Genomic DNA, 15506 nt, shown 5'->3' with positions numbered 1-15506 from the left:
GGCAGAAGGTGGTTCCGATTGGAGCCACCTTTTTTATGCAGTGCTCCCGACGATATATGAAGGAGTTGCTATTTAAACAAATCAAGCAGTTCATCGGGGCTAACATGACCAAAATATTCGGTGAGCTTAACCGACGACAAAATTTGCCTGATGTTTTCAGTCTCATGGTTTTCACCGACAAACTTTTCTTCCAGTTCTTCAATGGGTTTGGAAGCAAAAAAATCGCCGAAAATCTTCGCTTTTTGAATGACTCCTTTTTTGACATCCAGGTGCAGCTCGACAAAACCTGCTGCCACTTTAATGGCTTTATTGAAATTGTAGGCCGGCGATACGCCGAAGTTCCAATCCCAGGTGCTGTATTTTTCCGCAGCCAGTTGTTCAATTTTTGCCACCTCATCCGGATTGAGTTGATGAATCGCGGCATTGTCATCATTCTCGTTCAATATTTGGTCGATCAACAGCTGCTTAAATTTCTCAATGGTGATTCCTCCCGGGAAATAATCAATCAAATTGGTGACCCGCGCACGAGCCGACTTAACAGCTTTATCTCTGAACTTTAGCGGATTAATTTTCAATGCCTCACTTAACACCTGCATCTCGGAGTCGAGCAAAATGGTTCCGTGTTGAATCATCTTCCCATTGCGGGCCAGCTTGGCATTGCCGCTGAACTTTTTGCCGTCGACCAACAAATCATTGCGTCCTTCCAATTTCGCCGGTACGTCCAGCTTGTTCAACAGGTCAACAACCGGCTGGGTGAACCTGGAGAAATCAGCGAAGTCATCCGTTCCGTCTTTACTATGAAACGAAAAGTTCAGATTTCCCAAATCGTGGTACACCGCTCCTCCACCCGACAGCCGCCGAACGACCTTAATCCCGTTTTTAGTTACATAGTCGAGATTGATTTCCGCAAGCGTATTCTGAAATCGCCCGACAATGATGCTGGGGGCATTCACGTACAGCAGGAAAATCTCTTCACCGGGATATTGATGCAATAAATATTCTTCGAAAGCAATATTGAAATAAGCGTTGTTCGATGGAGAATCAATAATCAGCATAAAACCAAATTTTGCACAAAAATAGTCAATTAAAAAGAACCGAGTTTTAGTTTCAGAGAATCCCACGGATTTTGCCTGGAACGACCTGAATTGAAAGTACGGAAACAAAAAAAGTCCCGCTATTACACGGGACTCTTAATTAAAAGCGATATGTGTTTAAACTATGCTAGTTTAACATTGATGGCACTTAATCCTTTTTGACCTTCTTTCAGGTCAAACGTTACTTCGTCGTTTTCACGGATACTGTCTTTCAGTCCGGTTGAATGCACGAAATACTCTTTTGTTGAATTTGCGTCTTTAATGAATCCGAATCCTTTCAGATCATTGAAGAACTTTACTGTTCCATTGTTCATATAATATGTAATTGTGTGTGCTAATAGTGGATTGACAAATCGACGATCATCAATTGATTTTGCGCCAACTCAACATCCGGAGAGAGCTAGAGTTGCTCAATGATTTCTTCCAATTCATTCTTCGTTTTTCCCAACCCTGTAGCGATTGTGCGGATCAAATAATCTCTTGTTTCATGTCTCCAAATTACGTCAGCATTAGTCAACTGTGGATATTTTCTCAGTAGCTTAATTTGAATGTCACTCCATTTTTTTTGATCTAAATCTATTCCCATCTTATATATTTTAATTAAAAGAATAACAATGCAGCTCTAAAGAAAACTTAATCATCTATGTCGCGGAATAAGGTAAATCGCAAAAGAAAAGCTTTGCAATTGAAAGTCGAAACTTTTAGGTAATCCGATTCAGAAAATGAGTTTTCACTTTCCTGATCAGAAATGTGAGATCTGACGAGAGAAGCGGTGCAAAGATAGTAAACTGAAAACAAGAACTGTTATAATATCCAATAAATAAGTTACATCAGTCACCTATTGGTTGATTTATTAGTGGCTGATGCCCTTTCAGTGCGTTGATTTCCATCTTATCTGTATCCAAAGAGGCCAACAGCACGCTAACGGGTTTTTGAGTCAAGCACAGGTTCACTTTTGACTCGATTCCTCGTAATATCGAATAAACCAAAATCTACGACCATGAAAAAATCTGACCATTTATCGAATAGTTGGTACCTGAAACCCGGGAAACTTTTTCTCTTCATCGTCGCTGCTATTGTAGCCTCAATAGCCGGAAATCGCGTTCTTGCTCAAAATCCAATGCTTTTTTCGGTCGGTTCAATTTTGGCTCAGCCAGGCGAAAAAGTTACAGGTAGGTTGAATGTTGAACAAGGAAATGACGAAGCGACCTTCATTCCGATCACCATAATCAATGGCGCCAAATCAGGGCCTGTGTTGACATTGGTTGCCGGGGTTCACGGTACCGAATATGTCCCCATCATTACGGCGCAGAAAATCATTCAGGAGATTGAGCCGTCAAAACTGTCGGGAACACTTCTGGTAGTTCAGATTGCCAACATCCCGGCCTTCCGTGCCAAGGCTGTGTATTTAAGCCCCATCGATCACAAAAATCTAAACAGGATATTTCCCGGGAAAAAAGATGGTACGGTTTCGGAGTGCATTGCCTATACCCTATCAACCGAGATTATAAGTAAAAGCGACTATTACATCGACATGCATGGCGGCGAGTTTACCGAACAGGTTGTCGACTATATTTATTACTGCTCAAGTAATTCGGATTCCGATTTGTGCCAAAAGTCGGAAATGCTGGCGCTTGCTATGGGAAATAAATATCTCATTCCCGATGACTACAGCTCCTATCCCGACTCATTGCCTTCTAAATATTCGGAAGTGGAAGCCTCTCGCCGGGGTGCTGTTTCCATCACCCTTGAATGGGGTGATCGTGGGATGGTTAAAACGGATGAAGTTGAGTTCGCGCTACGGGGCATCAAAAATGTGATGAAAACCATCGGCATGCTCGAAGGTAAGCCCTTTGTTAATGAACACCCCGTATATCTCATCAATGAGCAATCAATTAAAAGTTCGTACGACGGAATTTTGTACACTTTTGTCGATAAAGAGCAATTTGTTACACAAGGCACCTTAATCGGTTATACCACCGATTATTGGGGGAACATGCTCGAAGAATACCATTCTCCGATAACGGGAATGGTCACTTTTGTCAAAGTTGCTCCATCGATCACTACAGGTGAATACGTTTATCGGGTGGATGAACCATTGGACAAAATTGACGAATAATCAGTGATTGAGCGTTCGTAAAATTCGGCTCATTCCATCTCCCCCTTTAGCGGATCGAAACCGCTGGATTATGAGGCTCTTCTCTCTTTTTACCAAGGGAGCACGGGCATCAGGTTTGGCTTACAAACTAACCAACACAATGATGGCGATAAGCACAACAACGACCACCCATGAAAACGGATTCGCAAAGTTTAGCGTAAATCCCATCCAGCGACTGTATTTGGGAACGATCAGCCGCGGATCTTTGCGGTTCACATAAAACGGACCTCTCCAGTTTCCCGGATCCCGGTTCATAGCGTCCAGAATTTCTTGTTCTAATTTGCGTTTCATTTGGTTGTTGTTATTGGTTTTTATCATTCGTTGGCTATTGCCCCTTCAGGGCGATAACCTCCTTTTTATTCCTTTTCCCACGGCGTTGCCGCGGGCTATTGCTATCAGGCCGTTGGCCTGTCTCGGTTCTCCATCCGGGTCTCTTTCCCGCACCAACGGTGCCAAAGCATCAGGGCCTGTTACCGATATGTTCGTACGTACCCGAAGTCCTGAAGGGGCGTGAGCCTTCCGAGGCTATTTCAGGGATCGTTTCGAGCATTGATGCAATTACGTTTAGCACGATTAGTAGCATTATTCCGTAATCAAAAAACAAATTGTATTTTGAACCGTGCGCCCCATTATCAACGATATGGTAAATTCTTTCCTTAAACATCAAAGGTTAATTGAGGTTGAGTCTTTAAACTTACCCAAATTACTCCAAAATAATTTCTATTAAGCAGCGTTTCTATCCACTAGTTATCAAAACCAAATTATCGTTTTCAAGTCCGAAATTCGCGAGTAGTCCTCCCTTCGCTTTTCCCGGGGGGATGCTCGGCCTTAGCAGCCTCTTCCGCTTTGGTAGCCGTGTTGCTCTCGTCTCTGGTAGGCTCTTGCTCATGGTTCGTAGGCTTGTTCTCCTTGTTAGTCCTTACTTCCGCTGAATTAGCAAACTCTTCCCCGGTGTTAGGAAACCTTTTCGCATGTTAAGCAGCCCTTCACTCCTATCGATCAAAGCTTTCCTCGTCTTTCGCAGTTATTATCTCACCTTTCGCAGCGTTTTCCTCGCCTTTCGCAGGCATTTCCTCAAATCTAAAAAGCTTGCTAAGGGCGCGCCATTATTGGCGATACAGGCATTTGGATTGTCGGAAGTCTCTGCCATAAAAACCAGCCTGCCGTTGCCTGAAAATAATCCGTAGCATGCAATTGCAATAAAAGAGCTACATGTCCATAATTTAAATGCTAATTTCAACCATATGTTTCGAAACAGTGAGTTTTTCATAACTAAAGTATTGACTATCATATTCGAGGGCCGTAACTTCGTGTAACTTTTTGTTTAATCATTTTTAAATCCCAATAAATCTTCAACTTATGAGTGCAAATTTTCATTTCAGTATGGGTACGCTCACGCAACGGGGCGACCGGGTAAATGACCTGATGTTACGCGATGCCGCTCAATTTGCCTTGCGCGGATACGACGAAATCTTCCGAACCAATTTCGCGAGTAAACTAACGAACTTCCGCGAATTACCTTCCGACAACTACTGGTTGGCTCAGCAAACGCTAAAGACCGATGCCAAAAATAAAGCGAACAGTACGGTTGTCGACCTGTTGGTAAGCCTTCGCTACCGCTGCAAGCATGCCTTGGGCGAAAAATCGGTTGAATACAAAGGCCTGCGTTTCAATCAACTGAAGGATATTAAATCTCCTGATCTCATTGTACTGGCGAACCATATTTGTTTAACCTGCAACGAAATGCTAGACAAACTGGCTGCGCGGAATATTACGGCAGTAACGCTGGACGAAATTGGAGCGGCCACCGCCGTTCTGGACAATGCCATTGACGATCAAAAGGAGGCCATGTCGACCCGCGAAGCGAAGACTATTGAACGCGAGAACACCGCCAACGAGCTCTATGCGCTGATTTCGGAGATCTGCGAAGCCGGCAAGGATATTTGGAACGGGCTGAACGAGGCCTACTACAACGATTATGTGATTTACGGTTCGCAAGACCCGATTGAAGAAGACGAAGAAGTGCAGGAAGAGACACTTTGACGAATGACTGGCGAGCAAAACCAGTTAATTTACCAGAATACAGATTGGTGATCATAGTCCTGCCTAATGCCTATTACCTCTTATCATCGATCTGTCGAAAGCCCCGGAATTGCCGGGGCTTTTTTTGTCGCAATCCGCGGCTAGCAACAATCAAACGTCATCGTCGTTCATTTCAATAATCAGGTTGGCAATTAACGAGGTCCAGCCTGTTTGGTGCGAAGCCCCCAGCCCTTCACCTGTATCGCCGTTGAAATATTCGAAAAACTGGTGGTAGTTGAACGACCCGTTTTCCTGGTTATAAACCGGATGATTGGAGAAATAATGATAGGTTACGCTGCTGTTCTTTTCGAAGATCCGAAGCAGGCGGTTGGTTAACTCCATGGCAATTTCTTTCAGGTTCAGTTGTTTTCCCGAACCTTTCGGAAATTCGTAAGTGACCGTTGGCCCGTAAAATTTATAGTATTTTTTCAGCGAAATAATAATGAGGTAATTTAACGGGAGCCAGATCGGTCCGCGCCAGTTTGAGTTACCGCCAAACATGGGCGATGAGCTTTCGCCGGGCACATATTCAATCGTATGCCTGCCCCCGTTATACTCGAAAGCATACGGGTTTTCTTCGTGGTATTTCGACAACGACCGGATACCATAATCCGACAAAAACTCGGCTTCGTCGAGCAAACGATCCAGGATCTTTTCGAGCCGGTCGTTGCGCATAATGGCAAACAGGTATTCACCGCGACTGTTTTCGACTTCGATATCGGAAATCAGGGAGGCCAGATCGGGGCGCGACTTTATAATCTCGACCGCCCGACGTTTGAAGCGCCGTAAATTTTTGAAGGTGCTATCGTCGATGACCTCCACCGCAAACAAAGGCGTAATGCCCACCAGCGAACGCACACGAAGCTTTTCGTTCCTGCCGTCCTCGAGGCGGACTACATCATAGAAAAATTTGTCTTCGTCGTCCCATAGCGGAATTTCTTTATCGCCGATGTTGTTCATGGCCCAGGCAATATTCAGAAAATGTCGGAAAAATTTGGCAGCCGACTCTTCGTACACCAGGTTATGTTGCGCCAGTTCGAGCGAGATCTGCAACATATTGAGGGAAAACATGGCCATCCAGCTGGTGGCATCCGCCTGCTGAAGGTCCATAATACCGAGGGGCATGTTGTTTCGGTCAAAAACACCAATATTATCAAGTCCCAGGAAGCCGCCCTCAAAAACATCGGTTCCATCGGCGTCTTTTCGGTTAACCCACCAGGTGAAATTGAGCAATAGTTTTTGAAAAGCCTTTTCCAAAAAAACAAAATCACTTTTCCCGGTCTTTTTGCGGTCGGTGGTATACACCTGCCAAACGGCCATGGCATGTACCGGCGGGTTCACGTCGCTGAAGTTCCATTCGTAGGCGGGAATCTGACCGTTGGGATGCATGTAATATTCCTTGAGCATGAGCAGCAGCTGGCGTTTGGCAAAGCCAACATCGATGTGCGCAAATGACGTGCAGTGAAAGGCCAAATCCCAGGCGGCATACCACGGATATTCCCACTTATCGGGCATCGATATGATGTTTCGGTTGGTCAGGTGCTGCCAGTTGTGGTTCCGCACAATGTCGCGCTCAGGCGGCGTCTTTCCCTGTTCGCCGTTCAGCCATTTGTATACGTCGAAATAGTAATACTGCTTGGTCCAAAGTAAGCCGCCCAATGCACTTTTGGCCAGGAACTTTTGTTCGTCACTGCTACTGTTGGTCAGCAAACCGGCGTAAAAAGCATCGCTGTCGGCTTTGCAGCGGGAAATTGCCTCTTCAAAATTTTCAAAGGGATTGGCCAGCTTATTTTTGCTTAAGCGGACACAAATCTCTGCCGAAGCTCCTGCGGGGATTGTTTTTGTGTACCAAATGGCGCATTTCGTGCCCGTCTTTGCAGGGTTCACCGATGCTTCGCCGTTGACGACGTGATTGTTGATGCCATCTTTGACATAGTCGAAGTCGTTTTCGAGCTGGTAGATTACCTGGTTGTTGGTTTCGTTCTCACAAAACAACTGCTCGCCCCCTTGATGATAAAAATAGAAACTGCCATTTCGGTAGCTGTTTGTGTGAATCGTACTCTCCCCCAGCGTTTTGATCTCCGGCCGCTTAAAACGATCATTGTGTTTCCAGAAATTCCGGAACCATAAATGGGGCAAAACATGAATCAGGGCTTCTTCGGGTCCCCGGTTAACCACCGTAATTTTCATCAAAATATCGTTGATCCCTGCTTTGGCGTATTCAATGAAAATGTCGAAATAGCGGTCTTCTTCGAAAATTCCGGAATCGGTGATTTCAAACTCACGCACGTTCCGGTCTCTGGTCCTGTTTTGTTCCACAAGTTCCTCGTACGGAAACTCTTCCTGCGGATATTTATACAAATACTTACAATACGAATGCGTTGGAGACGATTCGAGGTGATAGTAAATCTCTTTCACATCTTCGCCATGGTTGCCCTGTCCATTGGTCAGTCCAAACAAGCGTTCCTTCAGAAAAGGGTCTTTCCCGTTCCAAAATGCCGGTGCCAAACACAGAATTTGCTGGCTGTCGCAAAATCCGGCGATACCATCTTCTCCCCAGCGATAAGCATTGCTGCGTGCGTGGTCATGTGAAATCGCATCCCACGTCTGTCCGTCCTTCGAGTAATCTTCGCGAATCGTTCCCCACTGGCGTTCGGAAACATAAGGCCCCCACTTCCGCCAGGTTCTGTTGTCGGACGATCGTTGCAAACGCTTTATTTCTTCTGTATTTTCCATCACTTTTGCCAATTATAAAAAACGAATTATGAAAGTCAAACAGGTAATTTCCGAGTTGAAAATACTTGTCTTGAAAGTGAATTTCGTAGTGCTGTTCTGAACCATGGTATAAGTTAACAACAATACGAGCATTGCTCGCTATATAAACGCTCAAGCCTTCTGATTGTTAATAATGGCTTCTAAAAATTAACATCGAAATCAGGCATCGTGTAAACAATGTTTTTGGGATCGTTACAAATTGATAGTTTTTCGGCCGATAGATATCTTAATGTCAGATGAGATAAGGCTTATTCATAGAAAAACCACCGCTGAAGCAGACTTGTGATTTGCGCGTTAAAAAAAAGAGCCGGAAATTTGCGAACGGATTTCAAACAGAACTTCTGATGACAATACAAACTGGTAGTCCGGACGATTATTCGTAAATTGCCGGTCTATCGAGAACCCACAAAAGCACCCAATTAGATAACGACATGGAAACCAACAAAGAACTGGAACTGGCCTGGAATTTTGTCAACCTGACGGATCGGAATATTTTCCTGACGGGAAAGGCGGGAACCGGTAAAACAACGTTCCTGAAACGCCTGAAAAACCTGGCATGGAAACGTTCGGTGGTGTTGGCACCAACGGGTGTTGCAGCTATTAATGCCGGCGGGGTAACCATTCACTCCTTTTTTCAGCTCGCATTTGGCCCTATTTTGCCGGTGCCCGAAGGTGCCAATGAGCAAAATGAGCTGAACAGCCACAAATTTACCAAACGCAAGATTGATATCATCCGCTCGTTGGATCTGCTGATCATTGATGAGATCAGTATGGTGCGGGCCGATTTGCTCGATGGAATTGACCGGGTGCTGCGGAAGTACCGGAACCGTTTTCAGCCTTTTGGTGGTGTGCAATTACTTATGATCGGCGATCTGCAGCAGCTGGCTCCGGTGGTCCGAAACGACGAGTGGAACATCCTGCGGTCGCACTACAGCAGCCTGTTCTTTTTTGGCAGCAAAGCCTTTCAGCAAGCGCAGGTTATCAGCATTGAGTTGAAGCATATTTTCAGGCAGTCGGATGGTGCTTTTATTCAAATTCTGAATGAGATTCGCGAAGACAAACTGACACAGCAATCGCTCGAAATCCTGAATAAACGATATCAACCCGATTTCAACCCGAAAAAGGAAGAGGGTTACATTCACCTGACCACCCACAATTCGTCAGCCGACACCATTAACGGCCGCGAGATGGACAAGCTGACGACCGGACCACATCAATTTAAGGCGAAGGTTGAAGGCGTTTTTCCGGACCATGCCTATCCCACTGCGGACAAGCTGGTGCTGAAGGAAGGCGCACAGGTGATGTTTGTGAAGAACGACAGCTCACCCGACAAACTGTATTATAACGGGAAGATCGGCACCGTAGAATCCTTCGAGGAGGATTTGATCATTGTCCGGTGTCCGGGCGATTTCGCTTCCATTCCGGTTGATCGGGAGCTCTGGAATAATGTGAAATATGTATTGAACGAGCGCACCAAGGAGCTGGAAGAAAAAATTGAAGGCTCATTTTTGCAATATCCGTTGCGTCCGGCATGGGCCATCACCATTCACAAAAGCCAGGGACTTACCTTTGAGCGGGCCATCATCGATGCGCAGGCTGCTTTTGCTCACGGTCAAACCTATGTGGCACTTAGCCGCTGTAAAAGTATGGAAGGGTTGGTGTTGAGCAGCGCCCTCTCTAATAAGGCGGTGATTTGCGACCGTGAGGTCAACGGGTTTAACAGCCGCATGGCCGACAGTCAACCGGAGCAAAAGGATTTGCAGCAATCGCAAAAGGCTTACCAGCTCGCTTTGCTCGAAGAGTTGTTCAATTTCAAAACGTACGAATACCAGGTTCGGCAGGCTGTAAAGATCTTTGGCGAGAATGCCGGTTCAGTGCTGGGAACACTCGGCGAAAAGCTGGGAGTGATATCCGCACAATGCACCAACGAAATGATTCCGATGTCGGCTAAATTTATGCGTCAGGTACACGAGCTGGCATCGCTTGCCGACGATGTGGAAAACAACGCCGATTTGCAGGAACGCATTAAAAAGGCCAGCGCCTATTTTCACGATAAGTTGAAAGTGGACTGGCAGGAGGTGCTGAAAGCCGCTACCTTTGAAACCGACAACCACGGGGTGAAGAAAGACATTAACGGACGCCTCAGGAAGATGAACGAGATTCTGCATGTGAAACTGGCTTGCTGGCAGCTTTGTCAGAACGGCTTGGTGGTTAAGGACTACTTGCCAACCCGTGCGAAGGCGCTGTTAACAGCGGCTCCGGCCGAAAAAGAACCGGCTGCAACTTCACGGGCCGTTGAAACAAATCACCCGGACTTGTTCCGTAAACTGCAAGCCTGGCGCAAAGATTTGGCCGATGAACAGGGTGTACCTGCCTACCAGATTTTGACCCAAAAAGCGTTGGTGGCCATTGTGAACACCTTGCCCGTAAGCACCAAAGACTTACTGGATTTGAAAGGGATTGGTAAAAAGACGGTAAAGCATTACGGCACCGCCATTTTAAAGCAGATCGCCGATTTCGCGCAGGATAAGCAATTGAAAATTGAGGTTCAAACACAACTGGATACTCAAGAGATGAAGCCGAAAGTACCGTCACGGGAGATTAGCTATCAACGGTTTCTGGATGGTGAAAGTATCGGGCGGATTGCTACTGAGCGGGATATGGCGGTGACAACCATCGAGGGGCATCTGGCGCATTACGTAACAACCGGCGAGCTGGAGTTAAGCCGCTTGATTGACCTGGACAAGCTGAATAAAATCCAGAACTATATGGAAGAGCACCCGGCAAGTACCTTAACCGAAGCGAAAAACGGCTTGGGTGATCAATTCAGCTATGGCGAGCTACGCATGGTGCAAGCGTGGCTGAAAAACGCTTAGTCATAGGGAGCGAAACACTCGTCATTGAATTTACGGGTTTAGTTGTAATCGCCTGGCTTGTTTGTCGGGCTTTTTAGAACATTTCCGGTGGAGCACCTTCACTGTTTTTAGCAATTCCTTTTGATCGTTGGTGTCCAGCATGCTTGGCTCAGGCTCGAATAAATGGTCGATGCTTGATTTCAATGACGGGCTGACATGGTCCAGATTTGCTTCGCAAAGCCGGGAGAAATTCGCTTCTCTCCGACTGGTGGGCAAATGATCCATCCACCGATAAAGCGCTGTCTGGATGGTTGGTTTTTGTCCTTTACTCAAGGCTTGCTTTAGCTTGCTTAACTGATGGGTATTGCTTTGCAAATAGAGCTTCCGCTTAAGGATAAACAGCCGAATATAATAAACCAGCAAGCCCAGCAATATTGCTAAAGCAGCAATCTTCAGCAAAAGCGGCAGCAGTGTTTTCCATTGAAAAGCAGCTTCATTTTCCAAATCACTGTTCTGAGTCGGATCGGCTGTTAGCTGGCTCAGTGAATCGCGCACGGATGCTAACATCGCCAGATCGGGATTGGCTGCTACTTCAACGATTATTTCAGGAAGGGAACGATCGATCCAGCGATTTTGACGTGCATGCCAATAGCCCATCTTTATGGCAGGCAGCGTAATGCGCCCTTCCCGCTCGAACAGATAAGAGATTTTTTGTTTCTTATAGGCTATCTGCTCAGAGCCTCGTTCCGGCATTTTGGTGTTGCTACCGGGCAATTCCGGATAAACACTCAGACCATCAGTTTTGACCCAGTCAATGTCGGGGAAAAAGGCCGCCATGGTGCCACTGGCCGACCAACTGATTTCCCGGTCAACAACATCACCGACTTTAACAGCCTTGAGCGACTTTGACCAGTTTTGTTTAACGCTGAGCCAATTGGCGACCAACCATTGACTTTTATCGACTGATACGGGAGCGTCGCTAACCAAGAGTTTCTGTGCTTTCGATCGGACTGTTTTCTCTTTTCCTTTAAAACCGCCGGGTTCGGGGGTGAAGAGTATGATATTGAGCACGGGGATTTCTACCGTTTCGTTCGAATACGGATAGATCATAAAATTAGTCGAGACGTAGCTAAAGGTGGTTCCGTTAATGCTTTCAGTTCCGACATTATTCTCAGAGGGAACCACAAATGCATTGGACAAAACCAACGGTGGTATTTTGGCAGCGCTTGTGAACCAGGTGTTGGTGTAAGTGGTAATCGACAGTTTTGCCGGTTGCCCGACATACACGTCGCCTGGGGTTAATTTGGCTGACACGAAGGTTTCCTGCGCGTTGGTGGAAAAAGCACAAGCCAGTATCGTCAGTATTAAAAACAATCGACTCATTGGTTTCGCTTTTTATTTTGATACTCAAACTTCTTTTTCAAAAACTCACCGGGATCTTCAGCTACATCACGAATCATGATTTTTTTGGCGTCTAATTCGTTGTTCATCTCAAACTCTTCAGGTATTTCATCCTCTTCTTTGCCGCCATGCATTTCATCTTCCACTTCTTCCATCATGCGGTCTTCTTTCATCTGTTCTTCGGTAGCTTCCTGCCCCCCTCCTCCAAAATCCTCATCGGGGTTTGTATTTTCGGTAGACTGATCTTCCAAATCACTGAGGTCGGGAATGGCTTCTTCGAGTTCAGCCAATGCTTGAGATTGAATCCAATCATTAAGTTGCTGTTCGGTTTCCTTTGCTTTCGTGAAGTTATCATCCAATTGATCGGCAAGGGCAAATGCATTCAATGCTGCTTTGTAGTTGCCCATTTTCATATAAGCTACCCCCAAGTTGTATTGGCCAATGGCGGTCGTGTCTTGTTGCAGGCTTTTAGCAGCCTCTTCGTAGTCGCCCAGTTTTAAATACGCAATCCCTTTGTGCAAATTCGACTCGAAAGTATTTGCCGCCGCGGCATAGTCGCCTGCTTCAAACTGTTTTTGTGCCATGTAATCGGCAGAGTACCAAAGGCGCGACCAGGCATTATCGGTGGTGTTCGAACAACTTGTCAGCATAAATAAAGCCAGCGAAGCGGTTACCATAAATCCACGGCGGAACCACATCAGGACAATCAACAGAATGGGAATGGTCAGGAAGTAACCAAATTCGATCCATAAAGTCTCCTGCACTTCCGGAGATTCCTTGAACAGGCGTTTTTCGTATAGCTGTGCTGCCAGTTGTTCCATATCGCTGTTGTCGAGCGTTAGTTGAATGATGCTGACATTTTCCAGTTGTTTCAGGGGATCCGGCAGACTGTTTCCGGCCTGGGCGCTTGAGGACAGTCCACTCTCCGGCGACAATGGCATAATCGTCAAGAGGTCCTTCGATCCCTTAAAACGTTTCTCCAGCAAAGCAATTTCATTCGCTCCAAGCTTATCGGTCAGCAAAATATAGTTTGAAGGAGCTTCGTTGTCAATCAGCACGGTATCCGCAAGGCTGACTGCTGCACCTAAATCTTCCCCTTCAAACGGCATAATTCGGGGTTCAATGGCTCCCAAATGGGTCAATATGGTGGAGTAATCGATGGTCGGTGGAATAACCAGATGAGCTGTGCCGGCATAGGCAATTAGTCCCACCCGAACACCGGGTTTTGCATCCAGCAGGTCGTTTACTTTAAATTTGGCACGTTCCAGACGGTTCGGCTGCAAATCGTCCAGTAACATCGACGGTGCAACTTTCAAAATAAACATCGCTGAACTTTCAATTTCGCCACCGGGCTTTTCAATTTGTTTCCAGGTTGGACCGCTGATGGCAACAACAAGCAATATCCAGACAATAAATAAAGATGTACGGGCAACATACAAAGCCCTGTTATTGCCTTTCAGTACAACAAACTTTCGCAGGTGAGGCGCCACATTATTTATCCAGTTCTCCTTGCGCTGTTTAGCCCGCAGGTAAAGCAACGGAGATAATATTGCAGGAAGAAGCAACCACAAAAATTGAGGTCGCAACCAATGAAACAGTTCCCAGTCAGGTATCCAATTCATATTCGTTCTGTTTTGAATTCGTCCGCTGGATTTGGACGCGTTACGTTCTTCCCGGCGGCTTGTGCCAAGCTTTTCAATAAGCGAATAATCCCCATGGTGTATTGAAACACCATACTGAGGAGAATCACTGCGATTAGGGGATAATAATACAGTTCTTCCACCGGCGTATAAGTTTCCACCTCATAATCAATAGGCTCCAGTTCGTCGAGCGTTTCATACACCCGGCTCATCGCCTCCGAGTCCATGGCCAGAAAATATTGCCCTCCTGTTAATTCTGAAATATTTTGCAACATCTCTTCGTCAAGGTCGGATCCCGGTTTTGCAGGGTCACCAATACCGATGGTGTGAATGGTAATGCTATCCTGCTGCGCCAGAACTGCAGCATCTGTCGGCGACATACCAATGCCGCTGTCAGAACCATCAGTGATCAGCAACATAACTCTCTGAGGAAGGGTATCGTTGTCGAAAAGCTCAATTCCTTTCCCGATAGCCCGGCCAATATTGGTTTGCTGGCCGGCCATGCCAACCCCAGTATCGTCAAGCATAAGCTGCAAGGAACTTAAGTCACTGGTAAACGGGGCCAGTGTATAAGCGTTTGAACCAAACAAGACAGCCCCGATCCGGTCGCTTTTGCGTTCAGCAATAAAATCAGCAAGCAGGTGCTTCACGGCATCCCAACGACTAACCGCTTCACTATTCAGGGTCCAGTCTTTTTGAACCATGCTAAACGACAGATCGGCTACGATAAGCATGTTCCGGGTTGTTTTAATCTTTTGCTCGGGCTCACCCACCAGTTGCGGCCTGGCAACAGCCGTCAGAATTAAAGCCCAGGAGATCCACACAATGAGCGAACGAAGCCAGGGGCGTTTCAGTTGCCGGACGCTGGGATTGGGTTTGTCGCCACCGGCCGCTACTGCATGCATGAAAAATGGGGCACGCAGGGCAGTCTTTCGCACCCGCATGGGCGGAAATAGATAGATCATTAAAAGTGGCAGCGGAAACAGGTAAAGTACCCACTGATATGCAAATTCAAAACTTTCACCCATGATGCTTGATCCATTTTTTGACCGATTCAACAATATTCTGATAATCCTTGTCGTCCAACCCTTTATTGTAACCGGGGTTGTAAACCCCAAAAACCACGGACTGTAAGTGCCCCTTATCGGCTCTCTTGTACTTTCCCAATAGAAAGCTGAGCCAGTCTTCGCCAAAGAGCCCGGCCACTTGGAGACGCCCATAGCGATACATTGCGACTATTTTTAACCACTCGCCCATCTTCTCAGTCAATTGTTGGTTCGATAGCCCGGATTCAGTCAATGCACTCAGCTCTTTGATAGCCTCGCGCCTGTATCTGTTTTTGTAGTAGCGATACACGAAAAACCCGATGGTGAGGACAACAACCAATGCAAGCAAGGCAAACAAAATGCTCCAGCCGATTGCCTCAAATGAAAATGCGATAGGATCCGGAACCATTATCTCCGGGGCTTCTATGTTTGATTGTGGAAGCATAGCTACAAAT

The 15506-nt window shown here is 46.3% G+C and carries 12 protein-coding genes; 3 read left to right on the top strand and 9 right to left on the bottom strand.

Going from position 1 to position 15506, the window contains the following annotated elements; all coding sequences use genetic code 11:
* Window positions 1-68: 68 nt before the first annotated feature.
* The 3 genes from GJV22_RS08720 to GJV22_RS08710 all read right to left on the bottom strand — a co-directional run bounded on the left by GJV22_RS08720 (window position 69) and on the right by GJV22_RS08710 (window position 1680).
* The gene (locus GJV22_RS08720) at window positions 69-1055 is read right to left on the bottom strand and encodes a lipoate--protein ligase (RefSeq protein ID WP_163711769.1); all 987 of its coding nucleotides are present in this window, start codon (window positions 1053-1055) and stop codon (window positions 69-71) included.
* Window positions 1056-1216: 161 nt separating this feature from the next.
* Window positions 1217-1408 carry a cold-shock protein gene (locus tag GJV22_RS08715; protein ID WP_163711766.1) on the bottom strand — a complete coding sequence of 64 codons (192 nt, stop codon included), beginning with the start codon at window positions 1406-1408 and terminating at the stop codon, window positions 1217-1219.
* Window positions 1409-1494: 86 nt separating this feature from the next.
* The gene (locus tag GJV22_RS08710) at window positions 1495-1680 is read right to left on the bottom strand and encodes a general stress protein CsbD (RefSeq protein ID WP_163711763.1); all 186 of its coding nucleotides are present in this window, start codon (window positions 1678-1680) and stop codon (window positions 1495-1497) included.
* Window positions 1681-2094: 414 nt separating this feature from the next.
* On the opposite strand from GJV22_RS08710, the gene GJV22_RS08705 reads away from it, so the two are divergent.
* The gene (locus GJV22_RS08705; RefSeq protein WP_163711761.1) at window positions 2095-3213 is read left to right on the top strand and encodes a succinylglutamate desuccinylase/aspartoacylase family protein; all 1119 of its coding nucleotides are present in this window, start codon (window positions 2095-2097) and stop codon (window positions 3211-3213) included.
* 120 nt (window positions 3214-3333) lie between these two features.
* On the opposite strand, the gene GJV22_RS08700 is transcribed toward GJV22_RS08705, so the two are convergent.
* On the bottom strand, window positions 3334-3543 hold the full coding sequence (locus tag GJV22_RS08700; protein WP_163711155.1) for a DUF5808 domain-containing protein: 210 nt from the start codon (window positions 3541-3543) through the stop codon (window positions 3334-3336).
* A 1068-nt stretch (window positions 3544-4611) separates the two neighbouring features.
* Between GJV22_RS08700 and GJV22_RS08695 the strand changes: the two genes are divergently transcribed.
* On the top strand, window positions 4612-5295 hold the full coding sequence (locus GJV22_RS08695) for a hypothetical protein (protein ID WP_163711758.1): 684 nt from the start codon (window positions 4612-4614) through the stop codon (window positions 5293-5295).
* 150 nt (window positions 5296-5445) lie between these two features.
* Here GJV22_RS08695 and GJV22_RS08690 read toward each other — a convergent pair whose 3' ends face one another.
* On the bottom strand, window positions 5446-8070 hold the full coding sequence (locus GJV22_RS08690; RefSeq protein WP_163711756.1) for an MGH1-like glycoside hydrolase domain-containing protein: 2625 nt from the start codon (window positions 8068-8070) through the stop codon (window positions 5446-5448).
* Window positions 8071-8540: 470 nt separating this feature from the next.
* On the opposite strand from GJV22_RS08690, the gene GJV22_RS08685 reads away from it, so the two are divergent.
* Complete coding sequence (locus GJV22_RS08685) at window positions 8541-10985, top strand: helix-turn-helix domain-containing protein (protein ID WP_163711753.1); 2445 nt, start codon at window positions 8541-8543, stop codon at window positions 10983-10985.
* A 30-nt stretch (window positions 10986-11015) separates the two neighbouring features.
* Here the strand turns inward: GJV22_RS08685 and GJV22_RS08680 are convergent, their stop codons facing one another.
* The 4 genes from GJV22_RS08680 to GJV22_RS08665 are packed head-to-tail and all read right to left on the bottom strand — an operon-like array spanning window position 11016 to window position 15496.
* On the bottom strand, window positions 11016-12347 hold the full coding sequence (locus tag GJV22_RS08680) for a BatD family protein (protein ID WP_163711750.1): 1332 nt from the start codon (window positions 12345-12347) through the stop codon (window positions 11016-11018).
* Window positions 12344-13987, bottom strand: a complete 1644-nt coding sequence (locus tag GJV22_RS08675) for a vWA domain-containing protein (protein ID WP_163711747.1) — start codon at window positions 13985-13987, stop codon at window positions 12344-12346. The genes GJV22_RS08680 and GJV22_RS08675 overlap by 4 nt, the downstream gene beginning before the upstream one ends.
* Complete coding sequence (locus GJV22_RS08670; RefSeq protein WP_205461799.1) at window positions 13984-15033, bottom strand: VWA domain-containing protein; 1050 nt, start codon at window positions 15031-15033, stop codon at window positions 13984-13986. Before GJV22_RS08670 ends, GJV22_RS08675 begins: the two co-directional genes overlap by 4 nt.
* A complete protein-coding gene (locus GJV22_RS08665) occupies window positions 15026-15496 on the bottom strand; it encodes a DUF4381 domain-containing protein (RefSeq protein ID WP_163711744.1) in 471 nt (156 codons plus the stop codon). The genes GJV22_RS08670 and GJV22_RS08665 overlap by 8 nt, the downstream gene beginning before the upstream one ends.
* Window positions 15497-15506: the final 10 nt, after the last annotated feature.

Source organism: Mangrovibacterium lignilyticum (assembly GCF_010882175.1).
GTDB lineage: Bacteria > Bacteroidota > Bacteroidia > Bacteroidales > Prolixibacteraceae > Mangrovibacterium > Mangrovibacterium lignilyticum.
This window is presented reverse-complemented; position numbering and strand designations above follow the sequence as displayed.